Here is a 17,193-nt window from a genome sequence, read left to right on the forward strand (position 1 = left end):
ATCATTTAAAAGTTAACATTAAGACCCATCATGTATGTTCTTGGCTGTGGATAATAACCTACGTCAATGCCTTTTGCCCATGGCTGCGTTAAGTTACCATTACTATCTCTGTTAGTATTTCCAAATCCAATTTCAGGATCCATTCCCTGATATTTTGTAAACGTGAATAAGTTATTAGCAGCAACATATATTCTAAATTTACTAAAGAAGTTTAACTTGTTTGATAATTTTGTCAAGTCGCATCCGATAGTTGCACTTTTAATTCTGTAGAAATCTGCATTTTGAACATACAAATCAGAGAATTTCGTGTAATTTCCGTTCGCATCTGCTCCGTAAGTTACTCTTGGAACCCTGTCAGAACTTCCTTCTGTAGTCCATCTGTTTAACACATCTGTTGTATAATTTGTGTACGCACGAGTTGGATCGTGAATTCCAAAAACGTTTTGACTTCCTGCAACTCCATACGTATAAACTGATAAGTCGAATGCTTTATATGAAAGGTCAAAATTTAAACCGTAAGTAAAATCAGGATTTGGATTTCCAATTTTAGTTTTATCATCAGCATCAATTTTTCCGTCACCATTTAAATCTACAAAACGTACATCTCCCGGTACTGCATTAGGTTGTACACCTGCCGCAACTTCAGCAGCATTCTGGAAAATTCCAGCCGTTTTTAATCCGTAGAAATAACCTATTGGCTGTCCTACTTCAACACGGTTCATCTCATCTGTTCCCTGAAACAATAAGTTTGTTTCTCCGTGAATAATTCCTTCGCTGTTTGCAACTCTTAGAACTTCATTTTCATTGTGCGAAATATTTCCGTTTACAGAAAAACTCCAGTCTTTTCCAAAATTAGTACGGTAAGCAAGTGAAAGCTCAACACCTTTGTTTTGAATATCTCCACCGTTAATATAAGGAGCTGTTGCACCTGCATAAGTTGGGATAGAAGCCAGAACCAGCCAGTCTTTTGTTTTCTTGTCGTAATAATCAAACGTTACTGTAAAATTAGTGAACAAGGTAGCATCAAAACCAAAATCTAATTGTTCTGATGTTTCCCATTTCAGGTTTCTGTTTGAAAGCTGATCCGGGCTCGCACCTGTTTGTAACGTTTCATCAGTAGTTCCAAAATGATAGTTTTTATTGTATGTACTAATAGTAGACATATAAGAGAAAGCAGGAATCTGGTCGTTACCATTTTGTCCCCAGCTTGCTCTCAGTTTCAAATTGTTTACTACTTTATTTTCAGGGAAGAAACCTTCTTTATCCACATTCCAACCTGCAGAAACTGATGGAAAATTTCCGTATCTGTTTGAATCTGCAAAGTTTGACGAACCGTCTCTTCTGATGGTTGCTGTAAATAAATATTTGTTATTGTAATCGTACAACAAACGTCCGAAATACGATTGAATCGCATAATCTGCGCGGTTTCCTTTTACTGTATTTGATGTTTGATCTGTAGCATTGCTTAGGTAAGCATGTGCAAAATCATCAAAAGTTAAGTTTCTGCCTGTTCCTTCCATAAAATCTGACGTATTCTTTTTAGCAGAAGTACCTGCTAATACATCAAAATTATGTACTCCGGCTACTGTAGCTTTGTACTGAATGGTGTTTTCAAAAATCCATCCTAATGATTTAGTAGCATTTTGTGTCACACTTGAAACCGTATTGTTGTCGTTTGAAGAAAGAGAATAAACCGGTCTGAAGGAACGGTAATTACTATCCGTCATATCAACACCGAAACTTGTCCTGTACGTAAAGTTTTTTAAGAATTTTAATTCTGCAAAAATATTCCCTACGTAACGGTTCGATTTAGTTTCATTGAAGTTATTGTAGTACAATGAGCCTAATGGATTACTGATATCTGCAGAAATAACAGAATGAGCAAAATCGCCATTTGCATCGTAAGCTGCATCGATTGGAGCTGCGTTTAAAAAGCTTCTGATACCATTGCTGTAAATTCCCTGATCTGCAACTCCTGAACTTTTAATGTTGGCGAAAGAGAAATTTTCTCCAATTTTCAAGTGATTTTCAATTACTTCTGAAGTTGAGTTTACGTTGAAAGTAACACGATTGTAATCTGATTGATTTGTTACTCCTCCAATTAAACCTTCTTGTCCGTAATAAGATAATCCGGTAGAAATGGTAGATTTTTTATCACCACCACTAATTGTAAGGGAGTGATTTTGTTTCATTGCACCATTATTAAATAAATCTTTCTGCCAATCATGATTTGGAAAAGCTGCGATTTGTGCTGGCGTGTATAAAGGTGTTAAACCAGAATTTACACGAGCTTCATTCATAATAGTTGTATATTCCTGAGTGTTTAATAAATCCAGTTTTTTAGCTACTTGTTGAAAACCTGTGTAGGTATTAAAAGCTACATTTATTTTGCCTTCTTTTCCTTTTTTTGTTGTTACCAAAATAACCCCGTTTGCGGCTCTTGCCCCATAAATTGATCCTGCAGAAGCGTCTTTAAGAACGTCGATTCTTTCTATTGCAGAAGGATCCAGATAGCCAATTCCGTTATCCACTACTACACCGTCTACAACGTAAAGAGGTGTACTGTTTCCTGCGGTTCCAACTCCACGAATGTTTACTACCATTCCGGCACCCGGTTGTCCTGAAGCCGAAGTAACATTTACCCCTGAAGCCTGACCCTGCAAAGCATTTACTACATCAAGACTGGCAACATTTTGAATATCTTTTCCGGATACTAATGAAGTTGCTGCTGTATTTACCTTTTTCTTTTGTGTACCGTAACCGATCACTACAATTTCTTTAAGTTCAGCAGTTTCAGCCTTAAGCGTAACATTAATTTTTCTTTGAGTTCCAACAGTAATGGTTTGTGTTTTATATCCCATAAAACTAAATACCAGTACATCGCCGGTTTTAGCTTCTATTTTATATAGTCCGTCAAAATCTGTTGCAGTACTTATTTTTGTTCCCTGAACCAAAACAGTAGCACCCGGAACTCCCATATTGTCATCTGCCGATGTTACATTTCCGCTTACAAATTTGGCATCCTGAGCGAAACCAGTTTGTGTTGTAAAGATGCTCAGCAGCAGCGCCATACAAAACGGAAGCATTGTTGTTTTTATACAATATTTGCTTTTCATAATAATTAAGAATTGGTTAAATTTAGTTAGTTACCTTATCATTTAATTTTAATATGCATTCGAAATAATCTGCTCGAATAATTCCTGTCTTCCACTTAGTGGTTGAGGTTCTCCACTTGCACGGGCGATTTTGCTAAGATCTTCAAGAGATAATTCCCCGTTTTCGAACTTCGCTCCGTTTCCGCCGTCAAATGAACTGTAACGCTGCGTGCGTAATTTTCTGTAATCTGTATTTTGTAGTATGTGATCGGCACAGATTAACCCTCTTGCAAAAACATCCATTCCTGCAATATGTGCAATGAATTTATCTTCTAAATCGATTGAATTTCTTCTCACTTTGGCATCAAAGTTTACACCACCACCCTGAATTCCACCGCCTTCAAGGATAACCAGCATCGCCTGGGTCACTTCCTGAAGATTGATTGGGAACTGATCTGTATCCCAGCCGTTTTGGTAATCTCCACGGTTGGCATCAATGCTTCCTAACATTCCGGCATCAACAGCTACCTGCAATTCATGCTCGAAAGAATGCCCGGCAAGCGTTGCGTGGTTTACTTCAAGGTTTAATTTGAAATCATTCTGAAGCCCGTATTTATTAATGAAACCTAATGAAGTCGCAGCATCATAATCGTATTGGTGTTTGGTTGGTTCCATTGGTTTTGGTTCAATAAGGAAGTTTCCTTTAAAACCTTCTTTACGGGCATAATCTTTACACGTATTTAAGAATCGGCCTAAATGGTCCAGTTCTCTTTTCATGTCTGTGTTCAACAAACTCATGTACCCTTCGCGTCCTCCCCAGAAAACATAATTTTCACCACCAAGGGCTATCGTTGCATCAATGGCAATTTTTGCCTGAGCTCCGGCATACGCCAAAACATCAAAGTTTGGGTTTGTGGCTGCACCGTTCATGTAACGCGGATTGCTGAATAAATTTGAAGTTCCCCACAACAATTTAATTCCTGATTCCTGTTGTTTTTGTCTGGCATATTCGACCATAGTCTGAATACGGGTTTCAAATTCTGCCAAAGTTGGAGCATCATCTACCACATCTACATCATGAAAACAATAGTATGGCAGTCCTAATTTGGTCATGAATTCAAAAGCCGCATCCATTTTGTCTTTGGCTCTTAAAATCACATTTTCATTTTTATCCCATGCAAATGTTTCAGTAGAAGCTCCAAAGGGATCTCCTCCTGTGTTACATAGTGTATGCCAGTAGGCCATTGAAAAACGTAAATGTTCTTTTAGCGTTTTTCCGGCAACGACACGATTTTCATCATACCATTTAAACGCTAATGGGTTGTCACTTTCTCTTCCTTCGAATTTAATCGTGTCTATGTTTTTAAAATATTGATTAGTTGTACTCATTATTATTGTTCTATTTTAATTTGATTTTTCCATTCCTGATATAAATCCTGATACTGGGTGGTCAGGATTTTGTTGGGTTCAATTCGGTCTAAACATTGTAGTCCCTGAAAAGCTTCTTCAAGCGAATTGTAAAATCCGTAACCGTAAGCTGCTCCTCTTGCGGCACCTTCGGCCCCTGAAGTATTGTATAATTCTAAAGTGGTTTGTGTTGTATTGGTAAAGATTTCTCTAAAAACCGGACTTAAAAACAGGTTTGAATTTCCTGCTCTCACCACCGTTCCTGAAGCTCCCACTTCTTTCATCACATCAAAACCATAATTCATTGCAAACACGATTCCTTCGCAGGCAGCGCGTACCAAATGTGATGGCTGATGTATGTTGAAATTTAAATTCTGAATTCCCGAAGTAGCATTTTTGTTGTTGAAAATACGTTCAACACCATTTCCGAAAGGATAAAAACGAAGTCCGTTGCTTCCTGCGTCAACTTTTGCAGCTTCGGCATTTAGTTTTTCGTAAGCAATTAATTCAGCTCTGTCAACCGACATAATTTTACGTAACCATTGGTATAAAATTCCCGAACCGTTTATGCATAACATTACTCCGTTGCGTTTTTCGGTTTGGGTATAATTAACATGTAAAAAAGTATTGATTCTGTTTTGTTTGTCGTAAGCATCCTGGTCGCTTACGGCGTATACAACTGCCGAAGTTCCGGCTGTTGTTGCAATTTCTCCCGGTTTTAAGACATTTAATGACAAGGCGTTGTTGGGCTGATCTCCGGCTCTGTACGTTATTTTTGCCTCAGGATTTAATCCTAATTCCTGGGCAATATCAGAGTGAATTATCGCCTGGATACCAAAATTCGAAACAATCTCAGGAACAATATCTGCTGACAATCCCATTTGAGAAAGGATTTCAGTTGCCAGTTTTCCTTCTGAGAAATTCCACAAAGCGGCTTCTGATAATCCTGAAGTACTAATTTGGGCTACTTTTGATAATTTCGCTGCTATAAAATCGCCCGGAAGCATTATGTATTTTGCTTTTGCAAATACTTCGGGCTGATTGTCTTTGACCCATTTTAGTTTTGAAGCGGTAAAATTTCCCGGACTTCCTAAAATTTGATTTTGACAATTTTCAGCACCCATTTTATTATAAATTTCATCTCCAATACCAGCGGCACGACTGTCACACCAGATAATCGAAGAACGAACGGGATTTAAATTTTCATCGGTTAAGACCAAACCGTGCATTTGATAGGCAATACCAATTCCGGCAATTTTCTTTAAATCAATAGTAGATTTTGTGCCCAATTGTTTGATTCCGTCTTTTACATATGACCACCAGGATTCAGGATCTTGTTCTGCCCAGCCAAATTTTGGGGCCACAATTGGCATTTCAAAATCAGGAACACTAACAGCACCAATTGTTGTTCCGTTCTCAGGATCGAAAACTGATAATTTAATCGAAGAGCTTCCTAAATCAATTCCTAAAAAAAACATTTGGTGGTATTTTAAGTTAGTCCAGGATTTGTCCATTTAAAACTTATAGTCAAACTGAACTTATCTTATGGTTATTTTGACTACAAGTGTAAAACATTTTTTCTATATTAACAAAATATTAGGGTTAATTTTTTTCAATTCTGATTATTACAACTGAATTTTTATGAATACAACAAAATAAGTCCTTAAATTGAAGAAAAAAATATCAAAAAAATAACGAATTATCGATTTGACAGTCAGACATTTAAGAATAATTATTTTTTAATACCCTTTTTAATCAAATTTCAAATCCTTGATTGTCAGAAATTTGATCTGTTAAGAAAAATATAAAGCTTATAGTACGACAACTATTCATTTAATTTATTTAATTTGTCAAAATTTAAATAGTATATGGTTAAAAATGTATCCGACGATTCAGCTTTAAAAAGCGAGCCAACCGCAATGAACGCGATCACGATTGACTGTGTCATATTTGGTTTTGATAAAGGAAGTTTAGAGGTACTTCTGGTACAACACGGAGAAGGAATCAGTAAAGGAAAATGGGGACTTCCGGGAGGCTGGATTTATAAAAAAGAAAGCACGGATGATGCTGCACATCGTTTATTGAATGAACTTACGGGTCTTGACAATATTTATCTGGAACAATTGAAAGCATTTGGAGATCCGGACCGTTTTCCGCTTCGGCGTGTGATTACTATAGGCTATTATGCTTTGGTAAAAAGAGAGGATTATAATATTAAAGCCGGTTTTACGGCCTCTGATGCCAAATGGTATAAAATTGACAGTATTCCGGATTTGATTTACGATCACAATGAGATTTTATCCTATAGTATGCAACATCTTCGCAACAGGGTACGTCAGGCTCCGATTGGGTTTAACCTTTTACCTGAGAAATTTACGCTATTGCAGCTGATGCATTTATATGAAGAAATTTTGGGAGTTGAAATGGATAAATCTAATTTCAGACGCAAAATCCTGCACATGAAATTATTGGTTGCCTTAGATGAAAAACAACAAGATGTCTCGCACAGAGCTGCAAAATTATACCAGTTTGATCCTGAAATTTATACTAAACTTACTGAAAAAGGATTTAATTTTGAATTTTAATATTCGCTTATAAAAGCATGGCATTCCTACCTTCAAAAGAGACATCTGAAACGAATTCAACTACAGACTTTCATCAGCCTGCAATAGACGGAATCACGATCGATTGCGCCATTTTCAGTTTTAACAAAGCGAGCCTTGAAGTATTGCTGGTACAACATGCCGAAGGGGAAAGCATTGGAAAATGGGGACTTCTGGGCGGGTATATGAAAAAAGAAGAAAGTGCCGATGATGCCGCTCACCGAATTGTATACGAACTTACCAGTCTGGATAACATATACCTGGAACAACTAAAAGCTTTTACAAATCCTAATCGTGTACTGGAAAGACGTGTGGTAACTATTGGTTATTATACATTGGTCAATCGCGAAGATTACAATATCAAGGCAAGTATTACTGTAAAAGAAGCCAAGTGGTTTAAAATTAATGATATACCGAATCTTATTTTTGACCACAATGAAATTCTGGATTTTAGTTTGATGAAACTACGCAATCAGGTTCGTCAGGCTCCTATTGGGTTTAATCTTTTACCTGAAAAATTTGCTCTTTTGCAATTAATGCATCTTTATGAAGAAATATTAGGCGTTGAATTGGACAAATCCAACTTTCGCAGAAAAATCCTTCACATGAAGTTGCTCGTTCCGCTGGATGAAAAACAACAAGATGTTTCGCATCGTGCCGCCAAATTGTACAAATTTGATCCTGAAATTTACAAAAAACTGACTGAAAAAGGCTTTAATTTTGAGTTTTAGAAGCCGTTTTAAATTCAAGATTCTAACTATCGCCGTTCAACATTCCAGAATCCAAAACTTTGCGCTATCTTTGCGCCTTAATAACATGCTCTAAGGCAATTGCTACAGCGCAAATTGATACCCGGAAATTACTTAAAACTCGCTAAGAGAATTGATATATTAAAATGAAAAAGATACGTAACTTTTGCATTATTGCACACATTGACCACGGTAAAAGTACACTGGCAGACCGCTTATTGGGCGCTACACAAACCGTTACAGCTCGTGAAGAAAAAGCTCAATTGCTTGACAACATGGACCTGGAGCGTGAGCGTGGAATTACCATTAAGAGTCACGCCATTCAAATGGAATACACTTACAAAGGCGAGGAATATATTTTAAATTTGATTGACACTCCTGGTCACGTTGACTTTTCATACGAAGTTTCCCGATCTATTGCTGCCTGCGAAGGCGCACTTTTGATTGTTGATGCTGCGCAAAGTATTCAGGCACAAACGATTTCTAACTTATATTTAGCACTGGAGAATGATCTTGAAATTATTCCGGTTTTGAATAAAGTCGATTTACCAAGTGCTAATCCTGAAGAAGTTAGTGATGATATTATTGATTTATTAGGATGTAAATTAGAAGATATTATTCATGCGTCAGGAAAAACAGGTTTTGGTGTTGAGAATATCTTAGCTGCCATTATTGAAAAAATCCCGCCGCCATCAGGAAATGTTGACGAGCCATTACAGGCTTTGATCTTTGACTCGGTATACAATCCGTTTCGTGGAATCGAGGTTATCTTTAGAGTGGTAAACGGTGAAATCAAAAAAGGGCAAAAGATTAAATTCATGGCTACCGGCAATGAATATTTTGCTGACGAAATTGGAACTTTAAAATTAAATCAGGTTCCTAAAAATGTAATTTCCGCAGGTGATGTTGGTTATTTAATCTCCGGAATTAAAGAAGCCAAAGAGGTAAAAGTTGGAGATACCCTGACTGATGCCAAAACGCCAACAACCAATATGATTACAGGTTTTGAGGATGTAAAACCAATGGTTTTTGCCGGAATTTACCCTGTAGATACGGAAGATTATGAAGATCTGCGTTCTTCTATGGAGAAATTGCAACTGAATGATGCTTCTTTAGTTTTTACTCCAGAAAGTTCTGCTGCTTTAGGATTTGGTTTCCGTTGCGGATTCTTAGGAATGCTTCACATGGAAATTATCCAGGAACGTTTAGAGCGTGAGTTCGATATGACTGTAATTACTACCGTACCTAACGTTTCGTATTTGGCTTATACCAAAAAAGATCCTGAAACTGCATTCGTAGTAAACAATCCTTCAGATTTACCTGAACCATCCCGTTTAGACCGGGTTGAAGAACCTTATATTAAAGCAACAATTATTACAAAAGCTGACTTTGTTGGAAACGTAATGAGTTTGTGTATCGAAAAACGTGGTTTAATTACCAACCAAACGTATTTAACAACTGAACGTGTTGAATTGACTTTTGATATGCCTCTTGCCGAAATTGTATTCGATTTTTACGATCGTTTAAAAACAGTTTCTAAAGGATATGCTTCTTTTGATTACTCGCCTATTGGAATGAGAACTTCGAAATTAGTAAAACTGGATGTTCTTTTGAATGCGCAAACGGTTGACGCACTTTCAGCCCTGATTCACGAAGACAATGCATATAACATCGGTAAAAAAATGACCGAGAAATTACGAGAACTAATCCCAAGACAACAATTCGACATTCCGATTCAGGCTGCAATTGGGGCTAAAATTATTGCCCGTGAAACGATTAAAGCCCTCCGTAAAGACGTTACCGCAAAATGTTACGGTGGAGATATTTCGCGTAAACGTAAATTGCTTGAAAAACAGAAAAAAGGAAAAAAACGTATGAGACAAGTAGGAAACGTTGAGATTCCTCAGGAAGCGTTTATGGCTGTTTTGAAACTGAATGACTAAGTTTTTTATCTAGAAAATAGAATATAGACTTAACCCGATGACTTACGTTATCGGGTTTTTTGTTTAAATAAATCACCCATTATACCTCTGAAAAATCTTTTAATCCCACAAATACCCACTAATTAATCCGCTAAAATAAACACGTAAATACTTATAAAAAAGTAGGATTATTAACTCAATAACTTCATTTTTGATCCATTTGATTACAATTGCCGGAAGTTTTATGATTAAAACATAACTTTAATCTTACAACATTTAAAAGCAATTATTATGAAAACTAAATTTTTTATTATTTTATCGATGTTAACTTTTTCATTTGCCAATGCGCAACAAGGTGAGGTAGACTCTGAAATGAACTCTGCGAAAGGTATTACTTTTCAAAACGGTGATATGTTTCTCGAAGGTTCTATTAAAATTAGCACGGGCGGTGATAATGATTTTTATGGCTTTAGTCCAAAATTTGGGTATTTGTTAAATGACAAATTTGCGGTTGGAGCAAAACTAAATTACTCTAGCAATAAAGAAGAAGCAACGGACATAAAAACCAATGTATTCGGAATTGGTGCTTTTGCGCGTTACTATTTTTTAGAATTAGACAAAAAACGTTTTAAAGCTTTTGCTGAAGCCGGTTTAGGTTACGGACGCAATAAAATCGAAACTCCGGTAAATACAGATGACAGCAATAGTGTAACAGCAGATATTACTGTTGGCCTGAATTATTTTGTAACCAAAAACATTGCAGTAACCTTTACATTAGCTAATGTATTGGCATACAACAGCGTTGCTCCTGAAAATGGTCCTTCATCAGATACTTTTAATTTGAATATTAATTTATTTGAAAACATTTTCGATCAGCCACAATTTGGGCTTTTATACAGATTCTAGATTTATATAAATATCGATAATAAGAAAAGCTGTCTCAATGAGACAGCTTTTTTATTTCAAATCTAAAACCTTATTTCGATTTTAGTAATTTTTCTAAATATTCGTTTTTTTCTTTTTCAACCTGTACTAATCTCTCATAGAGTTCGATCACTTTATCAAGAGGATAAAAATTATAATTGGTTCCGGCATTAACAATACCATTATCGTGATACGTATTGCCAATAATGTTCAGCACAGCTTCTTCAGAAAAATTTTTAATAGCTTCAACAGTTACACCAAGGGCTTTTGCCACTTCAATTAATTTTTCGTCCTCAACACTCTCACTATTTTCCATTGCAGATATGACTTGTTGGTTTGTCCCTAATGCTTGTGCCAGAGCTTCCTGTTTCATGTCTCTTAGTTCACGAATACGGCTAATTTTTCGCCCTATATGATTTCGCCCTATATGATTTGGTTTTGTTACTATACTCATAGCTTAAAGATAAATAATTATGAATAAAAAATAAGACTTCTGTATCATACATCATGTCTACGGTAAGATATGTACAAAATGGTTTTTACCAAGTGATTTAGCCCACTTGTGCCCTGAACAAAAGTACAATTTTTCAGACAATTATTTGTTAAAAAACAAAATTACAAACTACCCTTTTAGAGCTATAAGTTATCTTGTGCACAGAACAAATTAATCTGTCCCAATTTGTAACAGCTTTTCTAATTCCTGAAACTCTCAACCTTTGTATCTTTGAACCATTGTACCTTTAAAAGAAAAAAATGCTTGACGAAACCCCAAAACGATTCGACCGAATTGTCGCTATCCTAATTCAGTTACAATCTAAAAAAATTGTGAAAGCTCAGGAATTGGCAAACCGTTTTGAAGTTAGCTTAAGAACTATTTATCGGGATATTCGAACTCTTGAAGCTTCGGGAGTTCCTATTTACAGTGAAGCCGGGGTTGGTTATGCTTTAATGGATGGTTATCGTTTGCCTCCTGTCATGTTTACACGCGAAGAAGTAAGCAGTTTTATCGCTGCCGAAAAACTGATGCAAAAATTTACTGATCCGGCTCTTGGGGCCCACTATGCCTCGGCCATGTACAAATTGAAATCGGTTTTAAAAAGTTCTGATAAGGACTGGGTTTCGAATATTGAATCTAAAATTTTAATGCAAAATCATGAACGCTTATTTCATGACAGTTCGCCTAATACTTTGGCTATTTTGTTTGAAAGTATTGCAGAAAAAAAACAAATTTTACTTTTATACAAAACCCTTGAGGCAGAAGAACCAAGCAGCAGGAATATTGAACCTGTTGGCGTTTTTCATGATCATAACAACTGGTATTTTCTGGGCTACTGTCATTTGCGACAAGATTACCGACAATTTAGAACCGACAGAATTCAGGGAATTCAAAAAACAGAATGTGATTTTACCATTGAACATGATTCTCTGGAAACTTATTTGAAAAAAAACGAAACAATTCCCACAACAAAAGTCCGGATTTTAGTCTCCAAAAAAATCGTCAACTATCTTCGTTACGAACAAAAATATCACGGTTATGTTTCTGAAAAAGAAATCGATGACCAGGTAGAAATGACTTTTATGTCCCGTGATATTCAGGAAGGTTTTCCGCGCTGGTTCCTGATGTTTGGCGATTACGCCACAATTCTGGAACCTGAAAAACTGAAGGCCAGAACACTGGAATTACTTGAAAGTTACCTAAAAAGACTGTCATAAAAAAAAACTCCTTAAAGTGAATTTTAATTTCATCTTCAGGAGTTTTTTATTTAGGGATTTTCAGAATCTATCTTTCCCAGAAAAAAGGAGGTTCAATATTTAAGGCTCTTAAATATACGTAACCTTGTCCGCGGTGATGCACTTCATTATCTATAAAATACAGGATATTCTGAATTACCGGAAATTCATACTGGCCAAAAAGATTAAACGTCTCATTAAAATCTTCAATCGATAATTTTTCCCAATACTGATTAATTTCTGCAGTTGCTTCATCCCATTTTTCCAGATATTGTGCTTTAAAAATCAGTTTCTCTGATTCTTCTGTAAATGGTTTCACTTCTTTATTTACAATTCCTTTTAGTCCGGGAACCGCAATTGCTAAAAGTTCGTCAGTCAATTTAGAGAAAGGTCGCATTCCTCCTATCGAAAACTCAAAGAAATCTTTCTCAGGAAACGCTTCAATCACACGACGGGTAAGAGCACGATGACCTTGCCAGTGTTTCAATAAATCTTCGGGAGTAATTACTTGGGCAGCTAATGTTTTCATGATTTTAAAGTTTTAATTTGTTTAACACTTCAAAAGTATTGAGGGTTGGTGACAACAGTTTGTCAACAGGAAATACAAATAGTTATTTTTTTTGTGCTGTTGCAGAAACTTATCTGGAAAACCTTTATAAATTATCTATTTCTCACAGGCGAGGGTGCTGCAGTGCGTCTTTACATATAAATAGAGGTTCAGAGATAACATCCCATTAATTCGATAAAACCTTTGTACCTTTGCGCCTTAGAAACTTTGGAACTTAAAAAGAAATGATCGAAGATAAAAATCCGCAACGTACCAGTATAGCGCAATTAGGCGAGTTTGGCTTAATTGAACATTTAACCAAAAATTTTGATGTCACTCAGGAATCTACTTTAAAAAGTATAGGCGATGATGCTGCGGTTCTTGATTTCAAAGATAAAAAAGTAGTCGTTTCGACTGATTTACTGATTGAAGGCGTACATTTTGATTTGGCTTATATGCCTTTAAAACATTTAGGATATAAGTCTGTTGTTGTAAATCTGTCTGACATTTGTGCCATGAATGCCAAACCAACGCAAATAACGGTTTCTGTTGCCGTTTCTAACCGTTTTCCGTTAGAAGCCCTGGAAGAATTATTTGAAGGAATTACGCATGCTGCAAAAGAGTATAAAGTTGATGTTATTGGCGGAGACACCACCTCATCACAAAAAGGCCTAATTATAAGCATTACTGCAATTGGTGAAGCAAATGAAGACGAAATTGTCTACCGAAATGGCGCCAAACAAACGGATTTGCTTGTGGTAACCGGAGATATTGGTGCTGCTTATATGGGGCTACAGGTTTTAGAACGCGAAAAACAGGTGTTTCAGGTAAACCCAAACAGTCAGCCGGATCTGGATATGTACAGTTATTTAATCGAGCGTCAGTTAAAACCTGAGGCGAGAAAAGATGTTCGTACTTTATTGCACGCTCTTGAAATTAAGCCAACTTCGATGATTGATATTTCAGACGGCTTATCATCAGAAATTATTCATATCTGTAAACAATCAAAAGTGGGCTGTAATTTATACGAAGATAAGCTTCCGTTAGATCCGCAGTTTATTTCGACTTGTGAGGAATTTAATATTGACAGCACAACAGTTGCTATTAATGGCGGCGAAGATTATGAATTGCTGTTTACAATTGACATTAATGATTTTGACAAGATAAAAGGAAATCCAAACTTTTCCATCATTGGTCACATGGCCGACGAAAGTGAAGGAATTCATCTGGTAACCCGTGCCAATACCAAAATTGCTTTAAAAGCTCGTGGCTGGGATGCTTTGAGTGAGTAATTTATTTAAAATTCAAAATAGAAAATCCCAAATTCCAATGCCGGTTATGTATTGGAATTTGGGATTTTCTATTTTGGAATATATTTAAAAAAGGCCTTTGCTTCTGGCTTCTTTTATTAAGTCATCATCAGAACCGGATCTTACTTTAAGCAGTTCTTTTAGACTCACTCTTCGTCTTTCAATTTCATTTAAAGATATGGGTATGTACTGTGGCATATCATAAACCTCGGTTCCCTTTGAAAGATGAAATAAAATTTGCTTATCAAACTCATCAATTTCAATTGAATTATGAACCGACTGGTTTAACATTTTCTGAACCGACTGGCTGTAATATTTATCATTTTTCATCACTTTATCGAATGCAAAAAGCAATTCATCAAAAGTAAGGTCGTTCTTTATGATCAGCCCATTAGGTTGTATCGTTCTGATGATGGTTTTGATTTTTAGTAATTCTGTATACATTGTTAATAGAATTACTTTGCAATGGGGCATCTTTTTCAGGATTAACTTTGCTAAATCTTCTCCTGAAAAAATATCCTTTTCTTCGTAAGCAGGCATACTAATATCCAGAAAAGCTACATCAAAATGAGGGGTTTTCTCGTTTTCGATTAAATCATATCCCGATTTACAATCATGTGCCTGCGAAATAAGAAATTCATATTCCTTAGGGTTGTAGCGCGTTATAGCATTCTTGTATCCTTCGATAATAAAAGGATGGTCGTCAACAATTAATATGTTTCGCTTACTTAATTGCGGAATAGGATTTTGTGAATCATTTGTCATTATTCTGTAGGTTAATTTTTTGATCGATTGGGACTTTTATTATCACAAGAGTTCCCTGGCCTTTCACAGATTTTATGCTTACTGTACCATTGCATTCTGCTGCCCGGTATTCTATGTTATGTAATCCTATACCATTTTTTGTTCTTTTGGCATTAAACCCAACTCCGTCATCAGCGATTGATAAAAGTAAATAATCAATCTCACTTTTAAATTCAACTGTAATCGTATTGGCATCTGCATACTTATTACAATTCTGAAGGGCTTCCTGAACAATTCTGTACAAATTGATTTTGATGGCATTACTTACCAAATCCCATTTTATATGAGGATCAAAATAAGTAACTAATTTTGATTCATACGTATTTTGCTGGTTTTCGAACAATTTGTTCAAAATAGCTACAAAATTATTAATTAATTCTGTTTTCTCCCGGTTTAAATCATGCGAAATCTCCCGTATATCTTCCTCAATATGCTTAAGTTCGGTTAGATACTTTTTTCTCTTGGGAGCTGCTTCTGCCTCGTCTATTTTATCTAAACTATCCAAACTGATCCGCACGCCAAACATCCTGCCTAAAACACCATCGTGCAATTCCTGCGCTACTCTTTTCTTTTCTTTAATACGAGTGTGTTCAATATCGTTTTGCTGTGAAATCATCAGGTTGTAAATATCCTCATTGGCAACTTGCTGTTGCTGCTTAAAAAGTAACTCGCGATTCTTTGCCTGCTGCGTTTTGTAAACATAGAAAAACAATCCTATTAAAGTACAGATACTAAAAACATATATCAGGGTTTTATTCTTTTCCTGAAGATTTGAATTTTGATCTTTTATTTCGCTGGTCTCATATTCGATACGGGTAAACTTATCGCCCATTTGTCTCTCTCCTTTTTGGAGGCTATCATTTATTCTAATGTATTCTTCAGAATAAACAGATGCATTTTTGGGATCAATTGTAGCCAATTGCTTCAAAGACGATAAAACGTTTCGGGAACTTTTAAGCTTTTTTGATTCATGGAGGGATTCTAATGAGAACTCCATGGCTTTTACCGTGTCTTTATTATAAGCATAAAATTCAGAAAGATGGAGCTTAATTGAAACCACTCCTCCCGGAAGCTTTAGGCTATCCCTAAATTTAATTGATTCATAAAACATATCCGGCAGGCCTTTTTTATCCGAAAGCTTAAACTTTGCATACGCTAAATTATCTATCAACGTAGCATACAAAGAAGGTTTATCCTCTTTCAGATTCTTTTCTTTTAATGCGCTTTCGTAATATGTCTTAGCCTTTTGATAGTTTTTAATATTATTATAGACATATCCAATATTATTTAATGAAGTAGCTCTTGACTGAAATTCGACAGGGATAAATCGATCATCGATACTCATCAATGCTTTATTATGAAATTCAAGAGATTTATTATATTCTTCTAATTGATTATAAATAGCCCCTAATAAATTATAGGCCTCATACACAATCTCATTATTGTTTTTGCCCCCTACCACCTTCAAAGCATTAAAAACGGCTTTTTCGCTTCCTAAATAATCTCCTTCGGCAAATTGCAAATAAGCCTTACTCAATCTTATTTTTGCCAGATTAGAATTGCTGTCAAGGCGAAAATAAATTTTTTCAGCTTTAAAATAGTACACAAAAGCACTATCAGACAAGGCTTTATCACTATAATAATCTCCAAGATAGGTATATGCCTTAGCAATATAAATAGAATCTTTACTCTGCTGTGACCTGTCTAAGACAATCCATACTGTTTTTTTAAAACTTTCTAAATCATTAGCATTATAAAATCTATTAGCAACTTTAAACAAATTGGCTCTGTTTAAAGAATCATTATTCTGATCCATAACAATTCCTAAAGCTTTTTTGCTATAGTCTATTTTATACTCAAGAGGTAATTTGTCATCCTGGGCTAAAGACAGATAAGTCTTAAGGTTTCGATTAAGGGCTGAATCATTTTCGTTAGTATGTGTTTTCTTAGTGCAGCTAAAAAAAAACAATATAGAAAAAAATAATATGGAGTAATTTTTTTTCAACTATAATTTTACATTTCATCAAAAATAGTAAAACTATTGACACAAAAAAAGGTTGCCCATGATAGACAACCTTTTTGAAAATTATATGTATTTTAT

13 protein-coding genes are annotated in these 17,193 nt (G+C 35.6%); 6 read left to right on the top strand and 7 right to left on the bottom strand.

All coding sequences use genetic code 11. The annotated features are described in order from the left end of the window. Positions 1-5: 5 nt before the first annotated feature. From ACHRWY_RS12715 to ACHRWY_RS12725, 3 genes are read right to left on the bottom strand one after another with little or no spacing between them, the layout of a single operon-like run. A complete protein-coding gene (locus ACHRWY_RS12715; RefSeq protein WP_395355051.1) occupies positions 6-3,116 on the bottom strand; it encodes a SusC/RagA family TonB-linked outer membrane protein in 3,111 nt (1,036 codons plus the stop codon). Positions 3,117-3,164: 48 nt separating this feature from the next. Continuing rightward, positions 3,165-4,484, bottom strand: coding sequence for a xylose isomerase (xylA, locus tag ACHRWY_RS12720; protein ID WP_395355052.1), 1,320 nt, complete (start codon positions 4,482-4,484; stop codon positions 3,165-3,167). A gap of 2 nt (positions 4,485-4,486) precedes the next feature. Further along, positions 4,487-5,980, bottom strand: coding sequence for a xylulokinase (locus ACHRWY_RS12725; protein ID WP_395355054.1), 1,494 nt, complete (start codon positions 5,978-5,980; stop codon positions 4,487-4,489). Positions 5,981-6,370: 390 nt separating this feature from the next. Between ACHRWY_RS12725 and ACHRWY_RS12730 the strand changes: the two genes are divergently transcribed. The 4 genes from ACHRWY_RS12730 (at position 6,371) to ACHRWY_RS12745 (ending at position 10,682) form a co-directional block, all read left to right on the top strand. Then, positions 6,371-7,087, top strand: coding sequence for an NUDIX hydrolase (locus tag ACHRWY_RS12730; RefSeq protein WP_395355056.1), 717 nt, complete (start codon positions 6,371-6,373; stop codon positions 7,085-7,087). Positions 7,088-7,104: 17 nt separating this feature from the next. Continuing rightward, a complete protein-coding gene (locus ACHRWY_RS12735; protein WP_395355058.1) occupies positions 7,105-7,836 on the top strand; it encodes an NrtR DNA-binding winged helix domain-containing protein in 732 nt (243 codons plus the stop codon). Positions 7,837-8,000: 164 nt separating this feature from the next. Then, positions 8,001-9,797 (top strand): translation elongation factor 4, encoded by a 1,797-nt coding sequence (gene lepA / locus ACHRWY_RS12740; protein WP_395355060.1) that lies wholly within the window; start codon positions 8,001-8,003, stop codon positions 9,795-9,797. Between the two features lie 270 nt (positions 9,798-10,067). Next, positions 10,068-10,682, top strand: coding sequence for an outer membrane beta-barrel protein (locus tag ACHRWY_RS12745; RefSeq protein ID WP_395355062.1), 615 nt, complete (start codon positions 10,068-10,070; stop codon positions 10,680-10,682). Positions 10,683-10,752: 70 nt separating this feature from the next. Here the strand turns inward: ACHRWY_RS12745 and ACHRWY_RS12750 are convergent, their stop codons facing one another. After that, entirely contained in the window at positions 10,753-11,154 is a 402-nt protein-coding gene (locus ACHRWY_RS12750) for a helix-turn-helix domain-containing protein (RefSeq protein WP_395355064.1), read from the bottom strand. 299 nt (positions 11,155-11,453) lie between these two features. On the opposite strand from ACHRWY_RS12750, the gene ACHRWY_RS12755 reads away from it, so the two are divergent. Continuing rightward, complete coding sequence (locus ACHRWY_RS12755) at positions 11,454-12,413, top strand: helix-turn-helix transcriptional regulator (RefSeq protein ID WP_395355066.1); 960 nt, start codon at positions 11,454-11,456, stop codon at positions 12,411-12,413. A gap of 67 nt (positions 12,414-12,480) precedes the next feature. Here the strand turns inward: ACHRWY_RS12755 and ACHRWY_RS12760 are convergent, their stop codons facing one another. Then, entirely contained in the window at positions 12,481-12,960 is a 480-nt protein-coding gene (locus ACHRWY_RS12760) for a DinB family protein (RefSeq protein WP_395355068.1), read from the bottom strand. A 263-nt stretch (positions 12,961-13,223) separates the two neighbouring features. Here ACHRWY_RS12760 and thiL point away from each other — a divergent pair, with 263 nt between their 5' ends. Further along, positions 13,224-14,270: a thiamine-phosphate kinase gene (gene thiL, locus ACHRWY_RS12765; protein ID WP_395355069.1), complete on the top strand. Its 1,047-nt coding sequence runs from the start codon at positions 13,224-13,226 to the stop codon at positions 14,268-14,270. An 84-nt stretch (positions 14,271-14,354) separates the two neighbouring features. On the opposite strand, the gene ACHRWY_RS12770 is transcribed toward thiL, so the two are convergent. After that, positions 14,355-15,053 carry a response regulator transcription factor gene (locus ACHRWY_RS12770; RefSeq protein ID WP_395355071.1) on the bottom strand — a complete coding sequence of 233 codons (699 nt, stop codon included), beginning with the start codon at positions 15,051-15,053 and terminating at the stop codon, positions 14,355-14,357. Then, a complete protein-coding gene (locus ACHRWY_RS12775; RefSeq protein ID WP_395355073.1) occupies positions 15,043-17,097 on the bottom strand; it encodes an ATP-binding protein in 2,055 nt (684 codons plus the stop codon). The genes ACHRWY_RS12770 and ACHRWY_RS12775 overlap by 11 nt, the downstream gene beginning before the upstream one ends. Positions 17,098-17,193 lie beyond the last annotated feature (96 nt).

The sequence above is a fragment of the Flavobacterium sp. FlaQc-48 genome, from assembly GCF_044007335.1.
Classification (GTDB): Bacteria; Bacteroidota; Bacteroidia; order Flavobacteriales; family Flavobacteriaceae; genus Flavobacterium.

Excerpts from the sequence above, each read along its gene's own strand:
- ACHRWY_RS12735 (WP_395355058.1), top strand. The coding sequence starts at position 7,105 with ATGGCATTCCTACCTTCAAAAGAGACATCTGAAACGAATTCAACTACA.
- ACHRWY_RS12745 (WP_395355062.1), top strand. The coding sequence starts at position 10,068 with ATGAAAACTAAATTTTTTATTATTTTATCGATGTTAACTTTTTCATTT.
- ACHRWY_RS12770 (WP_395355071.1), bottom strand. The coding sequence starts at position 15,053 with ATGACAAATGATTCACAAAATCCTATTCCGCAATTAAGTAAGCGAAAC.
- xylA (WP_395355052.1), bottom strand. The coding sequence starts at position 4,484 with ATGAGTACAACTAATCAATATTTTAAAAACATAGACACGATTAAATTC.
- lepA (WP_395355060.1), top strand. The coding sequence starts at position 8,001 with ATGAAAAAGATACGTAACTTTTGCATTATTGCACACATTGACCACGGT.
- ACHRWY_RS12750 (WP_395355064.1), bottom strand. The coding sequence starts at position 11,154 with ATGAGTATAGTAACAAAACCAAATCATATAGGGCGAAATCATATAGGG.
- ACHRWY_RS12755 (WP_395355066.1), top strand. The coding sequence starts at position 11,454 with ATGCTTGACGAAACCCCAAAACGATTCGACCGAATTGTCGCTATCCTA.
- ACHRWY_RS12725 (WP_395355054.1), bottom strand. The coding sequence starts at position 5,980 with ATGTTTTTTTTAGGAATTGATTTAGGAAGCTCTTCGATTAAATTATCA.
- ACHRWY_RS12715 (WP_395355051.1), bottom strand. The coding sequence starts at position 3,116 with ATGAAAAGCAAATATTGTATAAAAACAACAATGCTTCCGTTTTGTATG.
- thiL (WP_395355069.1), top strand. The coding sequence starts at position 13,224 with ATGATCGAAGATAAAAATCCGCAACGTACCAGTATAGCGCAATTAGGC.
- ACHRWY_RS12730 (WP_395355056.1), top strand. The coding sequence starts at position 6,371 with ATGGTTAAAAATGTATCCGACGATTCAGCTTTAAAAAGCGAGCCAACC.
- ACHRWY_RS12760 (WP_395355068.1), bottom strand. The coding sequence starts at position 12,960 with ATGAAAACATTAGCTGCCCAAGTAATTACTCCCGAAGATTTATTGAAA.